Consider the following 24,297-nt stretch of genomic DNA (forward strand, 5'->3'; position numbering starts at 1 on the left):
TAATTCAGCAACCATTTTACAGGTGGATGAAATAATGACGAATTTAAAAGCAGTTATTCCTGTAGCGGGTCTTGGGATGCATATGTTGCCTGCAACTAAGGCGATTCCTAAAGAGATGCTACCGATCGTCGACAAGCCAATGATTCAGTACATTGTTGACGAGATTGTGGCTGCAGGGATCAAAGAAATCCTCCTGGTAACTCATGCGTCCAAGAACGCAGTCGAAAATCACTTCGATACCTCTTATGAATTAGAATCTCTCCTTGAACTGCGCGTGAAGCGCCAGCTGCTGGCGGAAGTACAATCTATCTGCCCGCCAGGTGTGACCATTATGAACGTGCGTCAGGGGGAACCTTTAGGTCTGGGCCACTCGATTTTGTGTGCCAGACCAGCCATTGGCGATAACCCGTTTGTCGTGGTGCTGCCGGATGTTGTTATCGACGACGCCAGTGCCGATCCGCTGCGTTACAATCTGGCCGCAATGATTGCGCGCTTTAACGAAACTGGCCGCAGCCAGGTTCTGGCAAAACGCATGCCGGGCGATCTCTCTGAATACTCCGTCATCCAGACCAAAGATCCGCTTGATCGCGAAGGCAAAGTTAGCCGCATTGTTGAATTTATCGAAAAACCGGATCAGCCGCAGACCCTGGACTCAGACATCATGGCAGTAGGTCGCTATGTGCTTTCTGCCGATATTTGGCCTGAACTGGAGCGTACTCAACCTGGAGCATGGGGACGTATTCAGTTGACTGATGCCATTGCTGAGTTGGCAAAAAAACAAGCAGTTGACGCAATGCTGATGACTGGGGACAGTTACGACTGTGGTAAGAAAATGGGTTATATGCAAGCGTTTGTGAAGTATGGACTGCGTAACCTGAAGGAAGGCGCTAAGTTCCGCAAAGGCATTGAGAAGTTGTTAAGCGAGTAACAAATTCCTGACTGGAAGTGTCGGTCAGTAAGTAATTAAAAACGGCAGTGAAGATTCGTAGCATAAGTTTTGCTCATTGAATCTCACTGCCGTTGTTGTTTTTATAAATATAATAAAAACAGTATGTTAGCTTGCAATCATAGTTCAAATTTTTCCAGGATTTTCCTTGTTTCTACAGCTGTTTGGTAAGACAATTAGCGTTTGAATTTTTCGGATTTGGCACGAGTGGGTTACGCTCGTCACATCGTGGAAATGTACGCAGTGCTCTGGTAGCTGTTAAGCCAGGGGCGGTAGCGTGCATTAATGCATCTATTAATCAAATCTGGAGCAGTCTATTTCACAGCATGCTCTCTGGCTATATGGAATAAAAAAGTGAAGATACTTGTTACTGGTGGCGCAGGATTTATTGGTTCTGCTGTTGTTCGTCACATAATAAATAATACGCAAGATAGTGTTGTTAATGTCGATAAATTAACCTACGCCGGAAATCTGGAATCGCTCGCTGAAATTTCTGATTCTGAACGTTATTCATTTGAGCATGCAGATATCTGCGATGCCGCAGCGATGGCTCGTATTTTTTCACAACACCAGCCAGATGCGGTGATGCATCTGGCGGCTGAGAGCCACGTTGACCGCTCAATAACTGGCCCGGCGGCATTCATTGAAACTAATATTGTAGGAACTTACGTACTTTTAGAAGCAGCGCGCAATTATTGGTCTGGTCTGGATGATGAAAAGAAAAAAAACTTCCGCTTTCATCATATTTCTACTGATGAAGTGTATGGTGACTTACCCCATCCGGATGAAGTAAATAGCAATGAAACGTTGCCGTTATTTACGGAAACGACAGCATACGCGCCAAGTAGTCCGTATTCTGCTTCTAAAGCGTCAAGCGATCATTTGGTTCGTGCATGGAAACGTACTTATGGTTTACCGACAATTGTGACTAATTGCTCGAACAACTATGGTCCTTATCATTTCCCGGAAAAGCTTATTCCACTGGTTATTCTTAATGCACTGGAAGGTAAGGCATTACCTATTTATGGCAAAGGAGATCAGATCCGCGACTGGTTGTATGTAGAGGATCATGCTCGAGCGTTGTATACCGTAGTTACTGAAGGTAAAGCGGGGGAAACCTATAACATTGGCGGACACAACGAAAAGAAAAACATCGATGTTGTGCTGACTATTTGTGATTTGTTGGATGAGATAGTCCCGAAAGAGAAATCTTATCGTGAGCAAATTACTTATGTTGCTGATCGCCCGGGACATGATCGCCGTTATGCAATCGATGCCGATAAAATTAGCCGTGAATTGGGCTGGAAACCGCAAGAAACGTTTGAGAGCGGGATTCGAAAGACAGTGGAATGGTACCTGTCCAATACAAAATGGGTTGATAATGTGAAAAGTGGCGCCTATCAATCGTGGATTGAACAGAACTATGAGGGCCGCCAGTAATGAATATCCTCCTATTCGGCAAAACAGGGCAGGTTGGTTGGGAATTGCAACGTGCTCTGGCACCGCTGGGTAATCTGATTGCTCTTGATGTTCACTCCACTGATTATTGTGGTGATTTTAGTAATCCCGAAGGTGTAGCTGAAACCGTAAGAAGCATTCGGCCTGATGTTATAGTCAACGCAGCCGCTCACACCGCAGTAGACAAAGCTGAATCAGAACCGGAATTTGCACAATTACTTAACGCGACAAGTGTCGAAGCGATTGCAAAAGCAGCTAATGAAGTCGGCGCCTGGGTTATTCATTACTCTACTGACTACGTATTTCCGGGGACCGGTGAAATACCGTGGCAGGAGACGGATGCAACAGCACCTTTGAATGTTTATGGTGAAACTAAACTAGCCGGAGAAAAAGCGTTACAAGAACATTGCGCGAAGCATATTATTTTCCGTACCAGCTGGGTATATGCAGGTAAAGGAAATAACTTCGCCAAAACAATGTTGCGTCTGGCAAAAGAGCGCGAAGAACTGGCTGTGATAAACGATCAGTTTGGCGCACCAACAGGTGCCGAATTGCTGGCTGATTGCACCGCTCATGCCATTCGCGTAGCAGTAGACAAACCAGAAGTTGCTGGTTTGTACCATCTGGTTGCTGGTGGTACAACAACCTGGCATGATTATGCCGCTCTGGTATTTGAAGAAGCGCGCAAAGCAGGGATCAACCTTGCTCTTAACAAACTTAACGCCGTGCCAACAACGGCCTATCCCACACCAGCCCGTCGACCACATAACTCTCGCCTCAATACAGAAAAGTTTCAGCAGAACTTTGCGCTTGTCTTGCCTGACTGGCAGGTGGGCGTGAAACGTATGCTCAACGAATTATTTACGACTACGGCAATTTAACAAATTTTTGCATCTCGCTTATGATGCCAGAGCGGGATGAATTAAAAGGAATGGTGAAATGAAAACGCGTAAAGGTATTATTCTGGCTGGTGGTTCCGGCACTCGTCTTTATCCTGTGACTATGGCCGTGAGTAAACAACTCCTGCCTATTTATGACAAGCCTATGATCTATTACCCGCTCTCAACACTGATGCTGGCGGGTATTCGCGATATTTTGATTATTAGTACGCCACAGGATACACCGCGTTTCCAACAATTGTTGGGGGACGGGAGCCAGTGGGGGCTTAATCTACAGTATAAAGTACAACCGAGTCCGGATGGCCTGGCGCAAGCGTTTATCATTGGTGAAGACTTTATTGGTGGTGATGATTGTGCACTCGTGCTTGGCGATAATATCTTCTATGGACACGACTTGCCGAAATTAATGGACGCTGCGGTTAACAAAGAAAGCGGTGCAACGGTATTTGCTTATCACGTTAATGATCCTGAACGCTATGGTGTGGTGGAGTTTGATAATAACGGTACGGCAATTAGCCTGGAAGAAAAACCGCTGGAACCAAAAAGTAACTATGCGGTTACTGGGCTTTATTTCTATGACAATGACGTTGTGGAAATGGCGAAAAACCTTAAGCCTTCTGCCCGTGGCGAACTGGAAATTACCGATATTAACCGTATTTATATGGAACAGGGACGTTTGTCTGTCGCTATGATGGGGCGTGGCTATGCATGGCTGGATACAGGGACGCATCAAAGCCTTATTGAAGCAAGTAACTTCATTGCAACAATTGAAGAGCGTCAGGGATTAAAAGTATCCTGCCCGGAAGAAATTGCTTATCGTAAAGGGTTTATTGATGCTGAGCAGGTGAAAGTATTAGCCGAACCGTTGAAGAAAAATGCTTATGGTCAGTATCTGCTCAAAATGATTAAAGGTTATTAATAAAATGAATGTAATTAAAACTGAAATTCCTGATGTGCTGATTTTTGAACCAAAAGTCTTTGGGGATGAACGTGGCTTCTTTATGGAAAGCTTTAATCAGAAAGTATTCGAAGAGGCAGTGGGGCGTAAGGTCGAATTTGTTCAGGATAACCATTCGAAATCAGTTAAAGGTGTTTTAAGAGGATTGCATTTTCAAATTAAACCTTATTCTCAGGCAAAATTAGTTCGCTGTGTTAAAGGTGAAGTTTATGATGTCGCTGTTGATATACGTCCTGACTCAAGTACATTCCGTAAATGGGTTGGTGTATTCCTTTCAGCGCGAAATAAAAAACAATTATGGATACCCGAAGGCTTTGCTCATGGTTTTGTAGTAATTAGTGAAGAGGCCGAATTTCTATATAAAACGACCAATTATTACATGCCAAGTGCCGAAGGTTGTATCAGATGGAATGATCCTATATTGAATATTGACTGGCCAATAAAAAGTAATGAACTTATCCTATCGGATAAAGATAAAAATGCTGATTTTTTTTTGGAGAATAAGGAATGCAGATGATACCTTTTAATAAACCGTATCTTCATGGAAATGAGTTGAAATATATTTCAGAAGCTGTGTCGAATGGTAAGATCTCAGGTGATGGAATTTTTACAAAAAAATGTCATGATTTTTTTCAGGAAAAATATGGATTTCAGAAAGCGCTTTTGACTACTTCCTGCACAGACGCGCTGGAAATGGCAGCAATTCTGTTAGATATCAAGCCTGGCGATGAAGTTATAGCACCTGCTTATACCTTTGTTTCAACTGTAAATGCTTTTGCTCTCAGAGGTGCAAAAATAATTTTTGCTGATAGTTATGATGATAATCCAAATATGGACCCAGAATCTGCGAGTAAACTTATCACAAATAGAACAAAAGCAATAATCGTTGTGCACTATGCAGGTGTAGCATGCGATATGGATAGATTTTTAGAGATTGCTAAAGAATACGGGATTCATATTGTTGAGGATGCTGCCCAGGCAATTGATTCATATTATAAAGATAGACCGCTAGGCAGTATTGGTACATTTGGGACATTTTCATTTCATGAGACCAAAAATATAATATCAGGAGAAGGAGGATTAATTGTTTTAAATGATGGTGAATATTCTCATCGAGCAGAAATTATCAGAGAGAAAGGAACTAATCGCGCCTCTTTCTTCAGGGGGGAAGTCAATAAATATGGATGGGTTGATATAGGTTCTTCTTTTCTTCCATCGGATATAATAGCCGCTTATCTTTATGCACAATTGGAGAATATTGAAACCATTCAAAATAAACGAAAGGAATTGTGGAATGAATACTATAGTAACCTAAATGATTTGGCTAGTTCTGGATATATTCAACTTCCTAAAATACCGGAATACGCAACCAATAATGCACATATGTTTTATATACTGTGCCATGATCTTAAAAAACGCTCTGAACTTATCTCTTACCTTAAAGAAAATAAAATACATTCTGTTTTTCATTACCTATCATTAAATAAAAGTGAATACTATATTAAACAAAATGAAAAGGTTAATTTGAAAAATAGTGACAAATTTTCAGATTGTTTGCTCAGACTACCAATGTATTATGAGTTGGAGAGTAAGCAGGTTAACTATATTTCGGAAAAGATAACTGAATTCTTTAAAAAAAATGCTTGAAATAAAGTGGTGGTATTATAACCACCACTTTATGCTCTGGAGGAAGTCATATATTATGAAGTATGGTTTATGAATAAACAAGTTAAGATTTTAACCTACATATATAGCGTAAGGATATATTCCGCATTAATTACAATTATTCTTATTCCAATACTGATAGATATAGTTGGATTAGAGACATATGGTCTAATTGGATTTTTTACAGTTCTTCAGGCTTGCCTTAGTATCTTGGATGCTGGCTTGGGAAGCGTAATAACTAGAGAAGCAATTATTTCTAGGAAAAATCAAGAAACATATAAAAAATTTAACATACTATATAAAAAAATAGTTATGTTTTTTTTAGTTGTGTCATTTTTATTAGCTATCATTGGTTGGTGGATAAGTGAGCAGTATAGTGCTTCATGGCTAAATACACAACTGGATAGAGGGGTGGTTGTTTTTTGTACAACATTGATGTTTTGGATATTTGCATTACGTTATATGCAAGGGCCATCTCGTAGCATACTACTTTCTAACGAATCACAAGTTACATTGACAACTATTAATTTATTCAGCATTACACTATCTCAACCATTAACGATATTTTTAATGAAATACTTTAATGAAGGGATTGAGTTTTATTTTTCGATGCAATTGATTTCATCGGCTATTAGTTGTGCTTTAATGGTGTTGTGTAGTGAGAAAATAAGAAAAACAGGATTATTATTATGTCCACCAAAAGAAAATAATATCGAACTTAGTGATACATCAGTTAAGAAAATAATAGGATTCGCGTTACAGTTGTCAACTTTATCAATTTTATGGGTTTTGGTTAATCAATCAGATAAATTAGCACTAACCAAATACAGTACATTGACCGAATATGGCATTTACAGTGTGGCGGTATCAATAATAAGTGTATTAGCTATATTGAGTGACCCACTAAATCAATATTTACAACCCAAGCTAACAAGATATTATCATCAAAAAAACTTAAAAGCATATTCTGAATTGTTTAGCAATTCATTGATATTTATATTTATCGTTACAATACCGCTAAGTGCATTTTTGGTTTTTTATAGTAAGGATATTATATTTATATGGAGCGGTAATGAAACATTATCAGTAAAAGCTGCCAACTATTTACCATGGTTATTTATAGGTGGAGTATTTTCAATATATTCCAATTTTGTGTTTTTACTGTTATATAGCTTTGGTGAACTAAAGAAACATACTATTGTCTATGCACTATTTAGTATTATCGTAATCCCGGTAAATATCTTTGTTGCAAAAAAATATTTTGGAGAGGGAACATCTATTTTCTTTGGTGTAAGTTCTGCTTTTTTATTTTTATTATGGGGCGGGTATAATTTTGCCAAGTTCTTTATCAAAGGATTACGGATTATATATTTATATATCATCCCTTTATTTTTGATAGAGTTGATATATTTTAAGTTTTCTACGAAATTTCAATATGAGCATGGTGTTAAATGGATTTTATTTGTACAACTATTTTTAGTGGGCTTTGCAGGGCTTGTGTTTGCTCTTGTTCACTGTATGTTGATAGCGAAAAGAGTTTCACAAATTTCATTAAAGATTACTGATAAATGAATATATATATATATACAAACTCATATGATGAAAATAGCGGCGGTTCTGTGGTTTTGCATCGGCTATGTCATATAATTAACAAATACAGTACTCATAATGCATATTTAGTTAAATTAGACCCATTTTATTATGGAAGCAGAACAATTAGGAAGTTTCTATCAAAATTAAAATGGGAGCTTTATGGTAAATTTAAGTTTAAAACTAATAATGAGTGGGATACTCCTGTTTGGCTAAAACTAAATAATTTTCCGTCAGATTCTGTGGTGATCTATCCTGAAATAATTAATGGTAATCCTTTAAAAATAAAAAATGTTGTAAGGTGGCTGTTACATCAGCCAGGATATCATACTAATATTGTGGACTATGGAAAAAATGAACTCTATTTTAAATTTAACTCAGCGATTAATGACTTTTATAATGAGGGATCTTGCTTAGCATCAAATGAGCTAAAGGTAATTTACTACCCGATTCAGATATACAACAATAAAGTAAGTCAAGAAAGGGATATAGAATGTTGTTATCTTATTCGGAAAGGTTCTGACAAAAAAATAGTTCATCCCCCAAATTCAATAAAAATTGATGGTTTAACACATCAACAAATAGCGAATATATTTAAACGAGCACAAAAATTTATTTCTTATGATGATTATACTGCATATTCTATATTTTCTGTTCTATGTGGTTGCCCATCATATGTTGTACCAACAGAAGAGCAAAGTGTGAACGACTGGTACCCTAATGAAAGCGACCGTTATGGGATAGCTTATGGTTTTACTGAAGAACAAATTAATTGGGCAGAAAGGACCAAAGATAGAGTCTATAGTCATATAGTAGCTGAACATAATAAATCAATAGATAGAGTTATTAATTGCTTGCAAGAAATTGAATTTTTTTTTGGTAATAGCAAATTGTAAACTAGTTACATATAACATAATCTATGTTGGTTTGGTTAAGTTTTACTAATGGATTGACCGTTGTATGATTTAATACATTGCATCTAACTAGTGATAGGAAAAACATGATAGAACAAGGTAAGTATATTATTGCGATTGTGATTCTTTTCAGGCCGGAAACTAATCGGGTACATGAATTATTAAGAACAACAATTGTACAAGTTGACAAAATTGTACTTGTAGATAACACGGATGATCCGAATTTTATTATACCTGATGCAGAGTTTGAATCATACGAAGATAAAATTGAGCTCTATCGTTTAAACAACAATTTGGGTATTGCAAAAGCTCAGAATATTGGAATTCAATATGCCAAGCAATCGAAGGCATCACATATTTTATTTTTGGATCAAGACAGTATCCTTCCAGAAGATATGGTTAATACGTTGCTGTTGAGTGAACGTTCTCTTATAAATGACGGAAAACAAGTAGCTGTACTTGGTCCAGCATTTAAGGATGAGAAAACTGGAAAGATAACAGGAGCAATCCATATAAAACCTTTTCAGAAAACAACATTGCTCCAAGGCGTACACCCGATAGAGACTGATTTTCTAATTTCCTCAGGGAGTTTGATTAGAATGGAAGTCCTGGAAAAAATAGGTGTTATGGATGAGTCTTTGTTTATAGATTTTGTCGATATTGAATGGTGCGAACGTGCGAAGAAAATGGGGTTAATATCTTATGTAGTGCCAAACATTGTCATGATGCACAATATTGGAAATGAAGCGAAACGTGTATTTGGGAAAAATGTGATAATGCATAGTGATTTTAGACATTATTTCATAGTGAGAAATTCAATATATCTAGTTCGTAAAAATAAAATATCATTCAATCATCGTGTATATTTGTTTTTTAAGTTACCATTATTTATAATTGTACATACACTTAGTGCATCTTCAAAATTAAAGAAAATCAAGTTGTTAGCGATTGCAATAAGAGATGGTGTAACAGGTAAAATGGGGAAAGGTTACTTCTCTAATTCTTGATAATATATTGGCAATTAAAAACTAATGTTAAGCTATATTAACCATTTTATCGTGAAATGAGATTGTAATGTTTTTATACCTATCAATATTTATAAGCATCGCTGCACTATCATTTCTTCCTGCGCAGAAACTCTTGCTAAAAGCAATAATGATATTCTTGTTTTTAATGTGTGCATTTCGCGGCGAGTCTGTCGATAGGGATTATGCAAACTATATCATGTTGATTTTTGATTCGGCAAATAACTTATTATTTCCAATAGAGCCATCATTTAAATTGATGAGTTTTATTGCAATCAATGCATTTAATGCCTATTTAATTGTTTTTGTCGTTTTTGCGCTGATATCAATTTCATTAAAATATAATGTAATTAAAAAATGTTCACCTTTTTTATTGCTATCAGTGCTCGTGTATTACTCTAATACTTTTTTATTGCAAGATATGACTCAGATAAGGGCTGGGGTTGCAGGTGCTATAGTCTTATATTCGGTATTGCAGTATGCTAAAAAGACAAAAGCCATAGAATTTGTCATATTGATCTCTCTTGCAGCAACATTCCATATAACTGCATTATTATTTCTTGTTGTTTTATTGTTTGATCCATATGCTGTTAGCCGAAAATACATCATTATTTATTTTTTAATGCTATTTGGTGCGTATTTGTCTTATTATTTGGGGGTGAACTTTTTAACTGTAGTAAATTTTATCCCTATTTCTTATGTACAATATAAGTTCAGTGATTATATTAACCAAAGTCAAGGTGCTGATTTTGTCCCTGTTAATATTTTTTCTGTAATGCAAATATTACATCTGCTTATAGTTACACTTTCTTTTGTTATTGCTCGGGAAAAATTATTGATAGGTAAGGGGGTGCTTTTTTTAAAAATCTATTCTTTATCCCCGCTTGCTTTCATTGTTTTATCTTCACTGCCAGTTTTTTCATTACGTGTTAGTGAACTTTTTTCTATCAGTGAGATAATATTACTTCCATCCTTAGCCCTCCTTTTCAAGCAAAAAAATTTTGCAAAACTAGTCGTCGTTGGCATATGCTTTATAATGTTTTATATAAATATTTATCATCTTGAGATTTTAAAAGAATACTCGGTTCTGTAGATTTGGATAATATCAGATATAAGTAAAACCTGAGTTTTATTCAGTATGTGAAATACAATTAATGTTGATGATATAGGAAAAAAATGAAATTAAAAAAAATGGCTATTTTATTATCGAGTTATAATGGTGAAAAATATATTAGAGAACAACTGGAGTCGATAATAAAGTGCTATAGAGATTTCGATTTGCATATTCATATACGAGATGATGGTTCTGTTGATTCAACATGTGAAATTATTAAAAACTATATGTCGCAAAATCACTCCATATTTTTGTATGAAGGTGAAAATGTTGGGGTTATAGCTAGTTTTTTGTGGTTGGTTAAGAAAGTTGAGGATTATGATTACTACGCCTTTTGTGATCAGGATGATGTATGGGATCCCCTTAAATTGATTGCTGCAACAACTAAGATTGCACAATATGAGCAAAATACAGCAATAGGCTATTGCTCTTCGTATAATTATGTTGATGATAAATTGAATTATATAGGTTGTTATGATTCTCATAGTGATTTTTCGCTGAATAATATATTGATTGAAAATTGTGCACCTGGTTGTACTTTTGTTTTCAACCAATATTTACGTAAATTATATTTAGATTTAGATTTAGAAGAGGAAAATATTGCCAATCGGATTGTTATGCATGATTGGTTTTTTTTAATACTGGCAAAAATATCCGGCATATTAATATATGACCACAACAGTTATCTCAGTTATAGACAGCATGATAATAATGTTGTAGGCATAAAATCAGGATTTAAAAATATTTTTCATAATAGAATAAGGCAATTTAAAAAAAATAAAAAAAATGGAAGCCATCTTTTATTGTTTCAGATGGAGTTGATTTCTTTATACTGTTTAAGACATAACAAAAAAGAAGCGTATGCAATGAGTAGAGATTTTGTTGAATGCCAAGATAGTTTAGTAGGTAGATTGAAGTATGTTCTTGCGAGGCGTGTAAAGAGAGTAAAATTTATGGATGATGTAATTTTTAAAATTTTATTTGTTACTGGATGGTTTAAGTAAATAAGGATTAAATATGTCTCGTAAAAATGGTAAACATATATTGCTTGTGGCAAATACACTTTGGTCAGTCTATAATTTTCGGAAAGGATTGATAAAAAGTTTAATTGCAAAAGGATATGAAGTTACTGTCGTTGCTCCAGCAGACGATTATATAGAAAAAATCAAGAGCTTAGGGTGCCATTTTGAATCAATTTCTGTTTCATCTCAAGGAAGAAATCCATTTAAAGATTTAATGCTGTTGTTGAAGTTGATAAAAATATATAGGAAAATAAAGCCTGACTTTATTTTTCATTATACCATCAAACTAAATATTTATGGCTCGATAGCGGCTGGTATTACTAATTGCAAATCTATAGCGATAACTACAGGACTTGGTTTTGTATTTAACAAAGAAACACTTCTAACTAAGTTCATTACTCATCTATATGCGTTTTCATTTCGTTTTGCAAAAGAGGTATGGTTTTTGAATGAGGATGATAGGGATGTCTTTTTAAGAAAAAGAATAATAAATAATAATAAATCATTCATTTTGGCAAGTGAAGGTGTTGATACTGATTATTTTAGCCCCAAACAAGTTTTGGAACAGATAAATTCTGATGATAATATTATATTTCTTCTTGTAGCCCGAATGCTCTGGGAAAAAGGTGTTGGTGTATATGTTGATGCTGCCGAGCTTTTAAAAGCTGAGTGTCCCAATGTTAGATTTCAATTGTTAGGCGCTTGTGATAGTCATAACCCTGGTGCCATTACAAGACAAGAAATTGAAAATTGGCAACTTAAAGGCATAGTTGAGTATTTAGGTGTAGAAAATGATATTAGACCACATCTAATGAGCGCTGATTGTATAGTTTTACCTTCATTCTATAGAGAAGGAGTACCTCGAGCATTAATGGAAGCATCATCAATGCGCAAGCCAATAATCACCACTAACAACGTAGGCTGCAAGGATGTTGTAGTCGATGGTGAAACGGGATTTATTTGCAATGTACGTGATCACATTGGCTTAGCGAATGCAATGCGTAAATTTATTGCGCTTACGTCACAAGAAAGAATAAATATGGGCTACGCAGGGAGAGAGTATATTATTAGAAAATTTGACGAAAATAAAATAATTAAAATGTACCATAACACATTAGAAAAATATTTATCTTAAAGTATTTGGAGGTTAATTCCGTTGCTTGGTTAGTTATTGATAACTTGTTTGTCAAACATGCATTAAAATTTATGTTGTGAAATTGTTTTGGTTATGATTATATGTTGAATGCAATTTCGTGATGTTTTATTTGTGGTTAATGACTATTGTATTTTTAGATGCGTTTTTGGTTCAATATTCTATTGACATTACTAATTTTTCTTTATATATATTGAAGATCGTTATGCGCACGCTACATTTTATTCGTAATAAATCATTTGCTTTTCATATGATACTTCAGTGATATAATTTTATTGTAACTTAGATTTCTATGATTTCATACATTTTTAATCTAGTAGTTGTTTTTTTGAGTCTACTATTAGGATTTAATGCTTGAATTATTATTCAAAAGCATTAATTATATTTTTAATATATTGGGGTGAACTATGTCATTTTTGTCTGATTTAGAACTTAAAGAATTAGGTTTCAAAAAAATTGGTAAAAATGTAAAGATTAGCAGCAAGGCTTCAATTTACAATTCTGAAAATATTGAAATTGGGGATAACTCAAGAATTGATGATTTTTGTCTATTATCCGGAAAAGTTACGGTAGGAAAGAATGTACATATTGCGGCATTTTGCAATATTGCTGGAGGTATAGAAGGTGTAACACTTGGTGATTTCTCTGGACTAGCATATGGTTGCCACGTCTTTTCTCAATCAGATGATTATACTGGGCGTACTATGACTAACCCTACGATACCCAAAAAATTTAAAAAGGAAATAATTAAGCAAGTTGTAATTGGTAAGCATGTCATAATTGGTACAAATTCATTAGTATTTCCTGGTGTAACAATTGAAGAAGGATGTTCAGTCGGAGCTATGACGATGGTGACAAAATCTACCAAACCTTGGGGCTGTTACTTCGGTATTCCTGCAAAAAGGATTAAAGAAAGAAAAAAAGATTTACTGGAGCTTGAACTGCTTTTTAATAAAGAATCAAATAATTCTAAACAAAGTCAGTAAAATAATTTAATATTTGAATTCTGCTGAATGGTTATTATTGAGACGGTAGTCAGGTAAAGGCATTTTGTATGTAGTACAACCTCAAGGAGAGAACATAAGTAGCATACTTTTTATACTAAATAATTCGTATTTTATGTTCAAGAATTGAGTGATACTTTATTGCTTAAAATTGTTTTTCACAGCTTATATGTGATCAAATACTCTTTATATAAATAAGGAGAATAAAATGGAACTTGAATAGTTGATGGAACATATTTCTATTATCCCCGATTACAGACAAGCCTGGAAAGTGGAACATAAAATGTTGGATATTCTACTGTTGACTATTTGTGCCGTTATTTCTGGTGCAGAAGGTTAGGAATTGGGGAAACACATCTCGGTTTTTTGAAGCAATATGGTGATTTTGAAAATGGTATTCCTGTTCACGATACTATTGCCAGAGTTGTATCCTGATCTGTCCTGCAAAATTTCACGAGTGCTTTATTAACTGGATGCGTGACTGCCATTCCTCAAATGATAAAGACGTCATTGCAATTGATGGAAAAACGCTCCGGCACTCTTATGACAAGAGTCGCCGCAAGGGAGCGATTCATGTCATTAGTGCGTTCTCAACAATGCACAGTCTGGTCATCGGACAGATCAAGACGGATGAGAAATCCAATGAGATCACAGCTATCCCTGAACTTCTTAACATGTTGGATATTAAAGGAAAAATTATCACAACTGATGCGATGGGGTGCCAGAAAGATATTGCAGAGAAGATACAAAAACAGGGAGGTGATTATTTATTCGCTGTAAAAGGAAATCAGGGGCGGCTTAATAAAGCCTTTGAGGAAAAATTTCCGGTGAAAGAATTAAATAATCCAAAGCATGACAGTTACGCAATTAGTGAAAAGAGTCACGGCAGAGAAGAAACCCGTCTTCATATTGTTTGCGATGTCCCTGATGAACTTATTGATTTCACGTTTGAATGGAAAGGGCAGCTATGGACAGAAACTACCTGGCGTCAGTCCTTGCGGGGAGCGGGCTTTCGTAATCTTGCCCTGCTACAACAGGATTAACTTCAAAAATTTCATTTCCCAACGTCTACACTTACTCCTGTAAACCGTTCAGGAGCAGTAATGAATCAGCAACGATTTGATGACAGCACCCTAATCCGTATCTTCGCCCTTCATGAGTTACATCGACTGAAAGAACATGGCTTAACGCGCGGAGCGCTTCTCGATTATCACAGCCGCTATAAACTCGTCTTTCTGGCTCATTCCCAGCCGGAATACCGCAAACTTGGCCCGTTTGTGGCTGATATTCATCAGTGGCAAAATCTGGATGATTTTTACAACCAGTACCGCCAACGCGTAATTGTTTTGCTTTCTCATCCCGCCAACCCGCGCGATCACACCAACGTTTTGATGCACGTTCAGGGGTATTTTCGCCCGCATCTTGATTCCACAGAACGCCAGCAGCTGGCGGCGCTTATCGACAGTTATCGCCGTGGCGAGCAACCGCTTCTTGCGCCGCTGATGCGTATCAAACACTATATGGTGCTTTATCCTAACGCCTGGCTTTCAGGGCAGCGTTATTTCGAACTTTGGCCGCGTGTGGTTAACTTGCGCCATGCAGGAGTTTTATGACCATCCATCTGGTCTGGTTTCGCCAGGATTTACGTTTGCACGATAATCTCGCGCTGGCTGCCGCTTGTCGCAATTCGTCTGCACGCGTGCTGGCGGTGTATATCGCTACACCACGCCAGTGGGCGACGCATAACATGTCGCCGCGTCAGGCTGAACTTATCAATGCTCAACTGAATGGGCTACGAATAGCGCTGGCGGAAAAAGGTATTCCTTTATTGTTCCGTGAAGTGGATGACTTTGTCGCCAGCGTCGAAACTGTTAAACAGGTGTGCGCGGAAAATCGTGTTACCCACCTGTTTTATAACTATCAGTATGAAGTGCATGAGCGGGCGCGGGATGTGCAGGTTGAGAGAGCGCTGCGTAACGTGGTGTGTGAAGGATTTGATGACAGCGTGATCCTGCCGCCGGGGGCGGTGATGACTGGCAATCATGAGATGTACAAAGTCTTTACGCCGTTTAAAAACGCCTGGCTGAAACGGTTGCGGGAAGGGATGCCGGAGTGCGTCGGTGCACCAAAAGTTCGTAGTAGCGGATCGATAGAGCCCGCGCCATCCATTACGCTGAATTACCCTCGTCAGTCTTTCGATACCGCGCATTTCCCGGTGGAAGAAAAAGCGGCGATTGCGCAATTACGCCAGTTTTGCCAGAACGGTGCCGGAGAATATGAGCAACAACGAGATTTTCCGGCAGTAGAAGGCACCAGTCGTTTGTCCGCCAGCCTGGCAACGGGTGGGTTATCGCCTCGCCAGTGTTTACATCGCCTGTTGGCGGAACAGCCGCAGGCGCTGGAAGGCGGACCGGGTAACGTCTGGCTTAATGAGCTGATATGGCGCGAGTTCTACCGCCATTTGATGACGTATTATCCTTCGCTGTGTAAACATCGTCCGTTTATTGCCTGGACGGATCGTGTGCAGTGGCAGAGTAATCCCGCGCATTTAAAGGCCTGGCAGGAAGGCAAAACGGGATACCCGATTGTCGATGCTGCTATGCGTCAGCTTAACAACACTGGCTGGATGCATAACCGTCTGCGGATGATTACAGCCAGTTTTCTGGTGAAAGATTTGTTGATCGACTGGCGCGAAGGCGAGCGGTATTTCATGTCACAACTGATTGATGGTGATTTGGCGGCCAATAACGGCGGCTGGCAGTGGGCCGCTTCTACCGGAACCGATGCTGCGCCGTATTTTCGTATTTTTAACCCGACAACCCAGGGCGAGAAATTTGACCGCGAAGGCGAGTTTATCCGCCAGTGGCTACCGGAGTTGCGCGATGTGCCAGGGAAAGCGGTGCATGAGCCGTGGAAGTGGGCGCAGAAAGCGGGCGTGAAGCTGGATTATCCACAGCCGATTGTCGATCACAAAGAGGCGAGGCTGCGAACGCTGGCAGCGTATGAGGCGGCGAGGAAGGGGAAATAACAGACTCGTGCCCAGATGCCGGATGCGGCATGAACGCCTTATCCGGCCTGGTAAATAGTGCAAATTCAATGGGCCATCCAGGCCTGATAAGACGCGTTAAGCGTCGCATCAGGCATCGGTGTTGGCGTATTAAGACTCCAGTGCCAGCGCGCGGTTTCTGAACTTAAGCGCCTGATACAGCCAAATCATCAGCACCAGTCCTACACACGCCAGCGCACCCCAGGTGATTTGATCAAACACTTCTATATATGCATTGATGGAGTAATTGAGCGCCCCGGAGGCATCAAACGAAGCTTGCGATGTCTGATCGGCAATGACGCCCGCCAGATAGTTAGCAATCGCACCGGAAAGCAGCATGTAAATGCCGGTTAATACGCCGGTCACGCCGGGGATTTCAATACGCGTAATTTGCGACATAGCAACCGGATCGATAAACAGTTCGGCAAACCCCATCACTGCCAGACCAAGCACCATCAGCGGCAGGGAAGAGTGGCCATACATTGCAGACCAGCGGGCGCTTAAGCTAAGAATACAGAACCCGGCGCTCATCAGGCCGAGGCCAAGAGCAAATTTCCCCCAGATGCGCACGGTACGATTACCCGCAACGCTCTCTTTTACCACCCAGGCAAGCACCACACCGCACGACATCACAGCAAAAGCATTAATCGACTGGAACATGGCGGTCGGAACGCTATAACCGAAAATATCGCGATTAACGAAGCGGTCGATATAAAGGCTAATCGAGCTGCCGCCCTGTTGTGCGAAGGCCCAGAACAACATGCTGAAGAAGGTGAGCGTCACAATCAGCCCCAGCTCCTTACGCTGTTTCTGGTTTTCTGCTTTGCGATAAATTTTCGCCAGTACCGCCAGACCAATGATAGTGGCGACAATTAAGGCGTATACCGACCACTCTTTCCAGAACAGTACAGTAATCAGCGCAGGCGTTGCGACCAGCAGAACCAGCAGCCATCCCCAGTTCGGCAGGAGAAAGTTTGTCGCACGCAGTACTTTTTTGTTAACGCCGCGGGTATGTGTGAAATGACGATTGCCACATAAGAAAATGACCAGACCCGCGATCATGCCAACCGCCGCCAGGCCAAAGCCCATCGCCCAACTGTACTCTTCCTGGGCGTAACCACAGGCGATAGGGGCAATAATCGATCCCACGTTACCCGCCGCATACATCAGCGAGAAACCGCCATCGCGACGTGGATCGGTCGGTTCATACAGTTCACCAAGCAGGCAACTGACGTTGGATTTAAACAGACCATAGCCGCAGACAATAATCGCCAGCGACAGATAGAGGAATGTCGGGTGGATTTCGCTGGCGCCCAGTACCACATGCCCGACTGCCATCAACAATGCCCCTATCATTACTGCCATGCGGTTGCCGAGCACTTTGTCCGCCAGGAAACCGCCGAGGATCGGCGTGACATACACCAGCGAACAGTAGGCGCTAAATAACGCGTAAGCGTGGGTGTCGTTGTATTTCAGTTGATTGGTGAGATAGAGAATCAGCAAGGCACGCATGCCGTAAAAGCTAAAATATTCCCAGATTTGCAGCGCGACAACGTAGTAGATAGCGCGCGGCTGTGATGCGTGTTTATTCATAGTAATTCCGCGGTTGGATGCGACACCACGTAATAGTTGCGCGGCGTGCGTGTGTTTCCTTAAAGTTAAAACTTTGATACAGATCTGATTATTTATGCAATATGCTGTCTGATTGCATAAATATACATGAACTATGCATTTATGAGATAAACAATTTGCGCCTTTTGGCGATGGGTTTGTTTCTTAATATGTCGAAAGATTGGCTATCGACGAACAGGCGAGGGAACGCTATGTTAACGGAGTAGCTATCAGAATATGGAAGGCGCAATGATGAAAAACACCGAACTGGAACAACTGATTAACGAGAAATTGAACAGCGCGGCGATAAGTGATTATGCGCCGAATGGTTTGCAGGTGGAAGGCAAAGAGACGGTGCAAAAAATTGTTACCGGTGTCACCGCCAGCCAGGCGCTACTCGATGAAGCGGTACGCCTGGGCGCTGATGCGGTCATTGTGCATCATGGTTATTTCTGGAAAGGGGAATCGCCAGTAATTCGCGGTATGAAGCGTAACCGCTTAAAAACATTGTTGGCGAATGATATCAACCTGTACGGCTGGCATCTGCCACTTGACGCACATCCTGAGCTGGGCAATAACGCGCAACTGGCGGCGTTACTGGGGATCACGATCATGGGCGAGATCGAACCACTGGTGCCGTGGGGCGAACTGACCATGCCAGTACCGGGGCTGGAACTGGCCTCATGGATTGAAGCGCGTCTGGGACGCAAGCCGTTGTGGTGTGGCGACAACGGCCCGGAGGTAGTACAGCGCGTCGCCTGGTGCACCGGTGGTGGGCAAAGTTTTATTGATAGTGCCGCGCGTTTTGGCGTGGATGCTTTTATTACTGGCGAAGTTTCTGAACAGACCATTCATTCAGCCCGCGAGCAGGGATTGCATTTTTATGCTGCGGGTCACCATGCCACTGAACGCGGTGGTATTCGCGCGTTGAGCGAGTGGTTGAATGAAAATACCGATCTTGATGTGACCTTTATTGATATTCCTAATCCTGCATAACGAATAATCAGAGGGATCGAAAGTGCAACGAGCGCGTTGTTATCTGATAGGTGAAACGGCGGTAGTGCTGGAACTGGAGCCGCCGGTGACGCTGGCCAGCCAGAAACGGATCTGGCGGCTGGCCCAGCGTCTGGTGGATATGCCGAATGTCGTTGAAGCTATTCCCGGCATGAACAATATCACGGTGATTTTGCGTAACCCTGAAACGCTGGCGCTGGACGCCATAGAGCGTTTGCAACGCTGGTGGGAAGAGAGTGAGGCGCTGGAACCGGAGTCTCGCTTTATCGAAATTCCGGTGGTTTACGGTGGCGCAGGCGGGCCGGATTTGGCGGTGGTCGCTGCACATTGTGGGTTGAGCGAAAAACAGGTCGTTGAACTGCACTCCTCCGTGGAATACGTGGTCTGGTTTTTAGGTTTTCAACCAGGATTCCCGTATCTCGGGAGTTTGCCGGAACAACTACACACGCCACGGCGCGCTGAACCGCGCTTGCTCGTTCCGGCAGGTTCTGTCGGGATTGGCGGGCCGCAGACTGGTGTTTATCCGCTGGCAACGCCGGGCGGCTGGCAGTTGATAGGTCATACTTCGCTCAGTCTGTTTGACCCGACGCGTGACGAACCTATCTTATTGCGTCCGGGAGACAGCGTGCGCTTTGTACCGCAGAAGGAGGGAGTATGCTGAAAATCATTCGTGCGGGCATGTATACCACCGTGCAGGATGGCGGCCGTCACGGTTTTCGCCAGTCGGGTATCAGCCACTGCGGCGCACTGGATATGCCTGCGCTACGCATTGCTAACCTGCTGGTGGGTAATGACGCCAATGCCCCCGCGCTGGAGATCACGCTCGGTCAGTTAACGGTTGAGTTTGAAAGCGATGGTTGGTTTGCATTGACTGGCGCTGGTTGCGAGGCGCGGCTGGATGATAATTCTGTCTGGACTGGCTGGCGCTTGCCGATGAAAGCAGGTCAGCGTTTAATGCTTAAACGTCCACAACATGGTGTACGTAGCTATCTGGCGGTGGCGGGCGGTATTGATGTGCCGCCAGTGATGGGGTCATGCAGCACCGATCTCAAGGTGGGGATTGGCGGGCTGGAAGGGCGTTTACTGAAGGATGGTGACCGACTCCCCATTGGCAAAGCGAAGCGTGATTTTATGGAAGCGCAGGGCGTTAAACAGTTGCTGTGGGGCAACCGGATTCGCGCCTTACCGGGGCCGGAATATCATGAGTTTGATCGCGCCTCGCAGGATGCATTCTGGCGTTCGCCCTGGCAGCTTAGCCCGCAAAGTAACCGCATGGGCTATCGCTTACAGGGGCAAATTTTAAAACGCACCACCGATCGCGAACTGTTATCTCACGGTTTGTTGCCAGGCGTGGTGCAGGTGCCGCATAACGGGCAGCCCATTGTGTTGATGAACGACGCGCAAACTACCGGCGGTTACCCGCGCATTGCCTGCATCATTGAGGCTGATATGTACCATCTGGCGCAAATTCCGCTCGGTCAGCCGATTCATTTTGTCCAGTGTTCACTGGAAGAGGCGCTGAAAGCGCGGCAAGATCAGCAACGTTATTTCGAACAATTAGCGTGGCGGCTGCACAATGAAAATTGACCTTAACGCCGATCTGGGCGAAGGGAGTTCCAGCGATGCGGAACTTTTAACGCTAGTTTCGTCGGCCAATATTGCCTGTGGATTTCATGCAGGCGATGCACAAACCATGCTGGTAAGCGTGCGAGAAGCAATAAAAAATGGTGTGGTTATTGGCGCTCATCCGAGCTTTCCCGACAGGGAAAATTTTGGTCGCAGCGCCATGCAGCTGCCGCCAGAAACCGTTTACGCCCAGACGCTGTATCAAATTGGCGCGCTGGCAGCGATTGCCAGGGCGGAAGGTGGCGTAATGCGTCATGTCAAACCGCACGGCATGTTATACAACCAGGCAGCGAAAGACGCACAACTGGCAGACGCCATCGCCAGAGCCGTTTACGCCTGCGATCCGGCATTGATTCTCGTTGGACTGGCAGGAAGCGAGCTGATTCGTGCAGGCGAACGATATGGCCTGGTAACGCGCGAGGAAGTGTTTGCCGATCGCGGCTATCAAGCCGACGGTTCGCTGGTGCCGCGAAGCCAACCAGGCGCGTTGATTGAAAACGAAGAACAGGCGCTGGCGCAAACGCTGGAGATGGTGCAACACGGCAGAGTCAAAAGTATCACCGGCGAATGGGCAACGGTCGCGGCGCAAACGGTCTGCCTGCATGGCGACGGAGAACACGCACTGGCGTTCGCCCGCCGGCTACGATCTGCATTTGCCGAAAAGGGGATTGTTGTCGCAGCATAATCCCTCTGAACAAAGAATGAAAAAAGGATATCACCATGCCTGAAGGTCCGGAGATCCGCCGTGCAGCGGATAACCTGGAGGCGGCGATCAAAGGCAAACCACTGACCGATGTCTGGTTTGCCTTCCCGCAGTTAAAACCTTATCAATCACAACTTATTGGTCAGCATGTCACTTATGTGGAAACGCGCGGAAAAGCGTTGCTGACCCATTTTTCGGATGGCTTAACGCTCTATAGCCATAACCAACTCTATGGTGTCTGGCGCGTGGTTGATACTGGCGAAGAGCCGCAGACCACGCGGGTGTTGCGGGTAAAGCTGCAAACAGCCGACAAAACCATTCTGCTTTATAGCGCCTCTGATATTGAAATGTTAACGCCGGAACAACTGACGACGCATCCGTTCTTACAACGCGTTGGCCCCGATGTGCTCGACCCGAATCTGACGCCGGATGTGGTGAAAGAACGGTTATTGTCGCCGCGCTTTCGTAACCGTCAGTTTGCCGGGTTACTGCTTGACCAGGCGTTTTTGGCAGGGCTTGGCAATTATCTGCGCGTGGAGATCCTCTGGCAGGTTGGGTTGACCGGAAATCATAAAGCGAAAGATCTCAACGCGGCGCAACTGGATGCGCTCGCACACGCGTTACTGGATATTCCGCGACTTTCTTACGCTACGCGGGGGCAGGTGGATGAAAATAAACATCACGGCGCGCTGTTCCGTTTTAAGGTTTTTCATCGTGATGGCGAACCGTGCGAACGCTGTGGCGGCACCATTGAGAAAACCACGTTGTCATCGCGCCCGTTTTACTGGTGTCCTGGTTGCCAGCACTAGGCCGTTCGTTTCGGCGCATAGGTTGAAATAAACCGCGCAATGGCAGGCCCCGTCAGCAAAATACTGAACAGGCGCAGGGTTTGCATCGCCATAATAAGCGCCATATCGGCATTGCTCCCTGCGGCGATGACCGCCACCGTATCTAGTCCGCCGGGGCTGGTGGCGAGGTAGGCAGTCATAAAATCAATATGCATAAACCAGGTCACCCCCCACGCCATCGCGGCGCAGATGGCGAGCAGAGCAAATATCGACAGCAGGATTTGCGGCAGCGGACGCAATGCCCGCAGTAAGATTTGTTTATCGAAGCCCAGACCAATTCGCCAGCCAATCGCCATATAAGCTATCGCCAGCAGCCATTCCGGTAACTCAATCGTGATGAACTCACCAGACTGGAGCACCGCACCTGCCAGCATCGGGATAAGCATCGTGCCGGAAGGTATACGCAACAGGCATCCCGCCGTACCCGCAATGACCGCGAGCAGGATGGTGAACAGGAGATGAATGCTCACTGGCGGAAACCATACTATCTGCTGGTTAACCGCTTCAGCGTTATCGCCCAGCATCATTCGAGTGACCAGAACAGCGGCCCCCGCGACAAACAGTACCCGCAGATACTGCATAAACGCCACCAGGCGGATATCTGCGCCGTAATCCTGCGCCATCGCGACCATTGCCGCCGCACCACCAGGCGAGGAGCCCCAGGCACCAGTATTTCCGGGCAGTGAGCTATAGCGCACCAGTAACCATCCCACGATAGCACTGGAAAGCAACGTCACCAGTAAAATAGCTAACACAATCGGCCAGTTAACCGCCAGCGTGGTCAGGATCGAACCGGTCAGGTTTTGCGCAATCATACAGCCAAGAATGGCCTGCGCGGCGAGAAAAGCGGAGCGGGGGAGTTGCAGGGTAACCCCGCGCATACTGAAGATGATCCCGGCGATCATTGGTCCAAGCAGGAGTGTCGCCGGGAGATGTAAAGCGAGGAAGCCAATAGAAAGGAGAAGTGACAGAACACATAACATTCCCCACTGTAGCACTGGCATCCGTCACTCCCTGTTTAACTTACCTTTGGTGTATCGATACAGCATAAAGAATGCGCCTTAACGAAAAAATAGCGGTAATCAAGAAAAAGACAGATTTTGGCTAAAGGGCGTATTAAGTACCGTTGTCTCCCTCTCGTTTGTAAAAGAGAAGTTAAAGGGCCTGAGTCCGGTAGAATACCGGACTCAGGCCATATCGCGGACTAATTATCACTGTCCAGGTTTATGGGGGCAGTTCAATCAGAGCGGGGATATAAGGCGCGGTTTTTCACCTAACCAGGTGTTTGCTGTTGTTCAATGTATTGGCGGATGACGGATATTGGCGCACCTCCGCAGCTACTGGCAAAATAGCCGGGACTCCACAAAACGCCTTTGTGGTAATACCTGACTGCAATATCTGGTCGATCTCGTCGCAGTAACCTACTCGATACGCCTTTGAGGCTGTTTACCAGACTGGATATCGCCAGCTTGGGTGGATAGTTAATTAACAAATGGACGTGATCTTGTTCGCCATCCATTTCAACCAGTTCAGCTTCAAAATCAGCACATACATTTGAAAAGTAAGTGCGTAGTTTTCCTGTCGCGTCATAGTCAAAAATCTGACGTCGGTATTTGGTGACAAAGACCAGGTGAACATGCATGGGAAAAACACAGTGCCTTCCGCGTCGGATATCGGTTTCTTTTTTCATAGACCAAAATA

General features: G+C 42.6%; 23 protein-coding genes and 1 pseudogene. 21 read left to right on the forward strand and 3 right to left on the reverse strand.

All coding sequences use genetic code 11. The features are described from left to right. Nucleotides 1–34 precede the first annotated feature (34 nt). The 16 genes and pseudogenes from galF (at nt 35) to phrB (ending at nt 16,776) form a co-directional block, all read left to right on the forward strand. Nucleotides 35–928 carry a UTP--glucose-1-phosphate uridylyltransferase GalF gene (galF, locus tag FEK66_RS12090; RefSeq protein WP_000183029.1) on the forward strand — a complete coding sequence of 298 codons (894 nt, stop codon included), beginning with the start codon at nt 35–37 and terminating at the stop codon, nt 926–928. A gap of 372 nt (nt 929–1,300) precedes the next feature. Further along, nucleotides 1,301–2,386, forward strand: a complete 1,086-nt coding sequence (gene rfbB / locus FEK66_RS12095; RefSeq protein ID WP_130206911.1) for a dTDP-glucose 4,6-dehydratase — start codon at nt 1,301–1,303, stop codon at nt 2,384–2,386. Beyond that, complete coding sequence (gene rfbD / locus FEK66_RS12100; protein ID WP_135494432.1) at nt 2,386–3,285, forward strand: dTDP-4-dehydrorhamnose reductase; 900 nt, start codon at nt 2,386–2,388, stop codon at nt 3,283–3,285. Before rfbB ends, rfbD begins: the two co-directional genes overlap by 1 nt. 58 nt (nt 3,286–3,343) lie before the next feature. Continuing rightward, nucleotides 3,344–4,222, forward strand: a complete 879-nt coding sequence (gene rfbA / locus FEK66_RS12105) for a glucose-1-phosphate thymidylyltransferase RfbA (protein ID WP_105280193.1) — start codon at nt 3,344–3,346, stop codon at nt 4,220–4,222. 4 nt (nt 4,223–4,226) lie between these two features. Beyond that, a complete protein-coding gene (rfbC, locus tag FEK66_RS12110) occupies nt 4,227–4,778 on the forward strand; it encodes a dTDP-4-dehydrorhamnose 3,5-epimerase (RefSeq protein WP_131161398.1) in 552 nt (183 codons plus the stop codon). Beyond that, the gene (gene rffA, locus FEK66_RS12115; RefSeq protein ID WP_130206905.1) at nt 4,775–5,908 is read left to right on the forward strand and encodes a dTDP-4-amino-4,6-dideoxygalactose transaminase; all 1,134 of its coding nucleotides are present in this window, start codon (nt 4,775–4,777) and stop codon (nt 5,906–5,908) included. The genes rfbC and rffA overlap by 4 nt, the downstream gene beginning before the upstream one ends. A 69-nt stretch (nt 5,909–5,977) precedes the next feature. Further along, nucleotides 5,978–7,498 (forward strand): oligosaccharide flippase family protein, encoded by a 1,521-nt coding sequence (locus tag FEK66_RS12120; protein ID WP_135494430.1) that lies wholly within the window; start codon nt 5,978–5,980, stop codon nt 7,496–7,498. Then, the gene (locus tag FEK66_RS12125) at nt 7,495–8,412 is read left to right on the forward strand and encodes a WavQ (protein ID WP_130206901.1); all 918 of its coding nucleotides are present in this window, start codon (nt 7,495–7,497) and stop codon (nt 8,410–8,412) included. The genes FEK66_RS12120 and FEK66_RS12125 overlap by 4 nt, the downstream gene beginning before the upstream one ends. Before the next feature lie 104 nt (nt 8,413–8,516). Continuing rightward, nucleotides 8,517–9,437, forward strand: coding sequence for a glycosyltransferase family 2 protein (locus FEK66_RS12130; protein ID WP_135494428.1), 921 nt, complete (start codon nt 8,517–8,519; stop codon nt 9,435–9,437). Nucleotides 9,438–9,504: 67 nt separating this feature from the next. Next, nucleotides 9,505–10,548 (forward strand): EpsG family protein, encoded by a 1,044-nt coding sequence (locus tag FEK66_RS12135; protein WP_138211467.1) that lies wholly within the window; start codon nt 9,505–9,507, stop codon nt 10,546–10,548. An 83-nt stretch (nt 10,549–10,631) separates the two neighbouring features. Next, a complete protein-coding gene (locus FEK66_RS12140; protein ID WP_131161395.1) occupies nt 10,632–11,573 on the forward strand; it encodes a glycosyltransferase in 942 nt (313 codons plus the stop codon). Nucleotides 11,574–11,586: 13 nt separating this feature from the next. Then, nucleotides 11,587–12,726 (forward strand): glycosyltransferase family 4 protein, encoded by a 1,140-nt coding sequence (locus FEK66_RS12145; protein ID WP_130206893.1) that lies wholly within the window; start codon nt 11,587–11,589, stop codon nt 12,724–12,726. 425 nt (nt 12,727–13,151) lie between these two features. Beyond that, complete coding sequence (locus tag FEK66_RS12150; protein ID WP_130206891.1) at nt 13,152–13,730, forward strand: acyltransferase; 579 nt, start codon at nt 13,152–13,154, stop codon at nt 13,728–13,730. A 244-nt stretch (nt 13,731–13,974) separates the two neighbouring features. After that, a pseudogene (locus FEK66_RS25695) lies at nt 13,975–14,710 on the forward strand (ISAs1 family transposase); the annotation flags it as partial. A gap of 141 nt (nt 14,711–14,851) precedes the next feature. Continuing rightward, nucleotides 14,852–15,361 carry a YbgA family protein gene (locus tag FEK66_RS12165; protein WP_135493555.1) on the forward strand — a complete coding sequence of 170 codons (510 nt, stop codon included), beginning with the start codon at nt 14,852–14,854 and terminating at the stop codon, nt 15,359–15,361. Next, nucleotides 15,358–16,776 carry a deoxyribodipyrimidine photo-lyase gene (gene phrB, locus FEK66_RS12170; RefSeq protein WP_135493556.1) on the forward strand — a complete coding sequence of 473 codons (1,419 nt, stop codon included), beginning with the start codon at nt 15,358–15,360 and terminating at the stop codon, nt 16,774–16,776. The genes FEK66_RS12165 and phrB overlap by 4 nt, the downstream gene beginning before the upstream one ends. A gap of 129 nt (nt 16,777–16,905) precedes the next feature. On the opposite strand, the gene dtpD is transcribed toward phrB, so the two are convergent. Then, the gene (gene dtpD / locus FEK66_RS12175; RefSeq protein ID WP_130210758.1) at nt 16,906–18,387 is read right to left on the reverse strand and encodes a dipeptide permease DtpD; all 1,482 of its coding nucleotides are present in this window, start codon (nt 18,385–18,387) and stop codon (nt 16,906–16,908) included. A gap of 270 nt (nt 18,388–18,657) precedes the next feature. On the opposite strand from dtpD, the gene ybgI reads away from it, so the two are divergent. From ybgI to nei, 5 genes are read left to right on the forward strand one after another with little or no spacing between them, the layout of a single operon-like run. Continuing rightward, nucleotides 18,658–19,401 (forward strand): radiation resistance protein YbgI, encoded by a 744-nt coding sequence (gene ybgI / locus FEK66_RS12180; protein ID WP_130261053.1) that lies wholly within the window; start codon nt 18,658–18,660, stop codon nt 19,399–19,401. Nucleotides 19,402–19,423: 22 nt separating this feature from the next. Beyond that, nucleotides 19,424–20,080 (forward strand): 5-oxoprolinase subunit PxpB, encoded by a 657-nt coding sequence (gene pxpB / locus FEK66_RS12185; RefSeq protein WP_130210756.1) that lies wholly within the window; start codon nt 19,424–19,426, stop codon nt 20,078–20,080. Continuing rightward, nucleotides 20,074–21,006 (forward strand): 5-oxoprolinase subunit PxpC, encoded by a 933-nt coding sequence (gene pxpC, locus FEK66_RS12190; protein WP_131162606.1) that lies wholly within the window; start codon nt 20,074–20,076, stop codon nt 21,004–21,006. The genes pxpB and pxpC overlap by 7 nt, the downstream gene beginning before the upstream one ends. After that, nucleotides 20,996–21,730 carry a 5-oxoprolinase subunit PxpA gene (pxpA, locus tag FEK66_RS12195; RefSeq protein WP_130210752.1) on the forward strand — a complete coding sequence of 245 codons (735 nt, stop codon included), beginning with the start codon at nt 20,996–20,998 and terminating at the stop codon, nt 21,728–21,730. The genes pxpC and pxpA overlap by 11 nt, the downstream gene beginning before the upstream one ends. Before the next feature lie 35 nt (nt 21,731–21,765). Next, nucleotides 21,766–22,557, forward strand: a complete 792-nt coding sequence (nei, locus tag FEK66_RS12200) for an endonuclease VIII (RefSeq protein ID WP_130210750.1) — start codon at nt 21,766–21,768, stop codon at nt 22,555–22,557. Here the strand turns inward: nei and FEK66_RS12205 are convergent. Both FEK66_RS12205 and tnpA read right to left on the reverse strand, forming a co-directional pair. Next, complete coding sequence (locus tag FEK66_RS12205; RefSeq protein WP_135493557.1) at nt 22,554–23,600, reverse strand: AbrB family transcriptional regulator; 1,047 nt, start codon at nt 23,598–23,600, stop codon at nt 22,554–22,556. The two genes, nei and FEK66_RS12205, sit on opposite strands and share 4 nt — an antisense overlap. Nucleotides 23,601–23,869: 269 nt before the next feature. After that, nucleotides 23,870–24,286 (reverse strand): IS200/IS605 family transposase, encoded by a 417-nt coding sequence (gene tnpA / locus FEK66_RS12210; RefSeq protein WP_167854217.1) that lies wholly within the window; start codon nt 24,284–24,286, stop codon nt 23,870–23,872. Nucleotides 24,287–24,297: the final 11 nt, after the last annotated feature.

The organism is Escherichia sp. E1130 (assembly GCF_005781065.1).
In the GTDB taxonomy this organism is placed as follows: Bacteria; Pseudomonadota; Gammaproteobacteria; order Enterobacterales; family Enterobacteriaceae; genus Escherichia.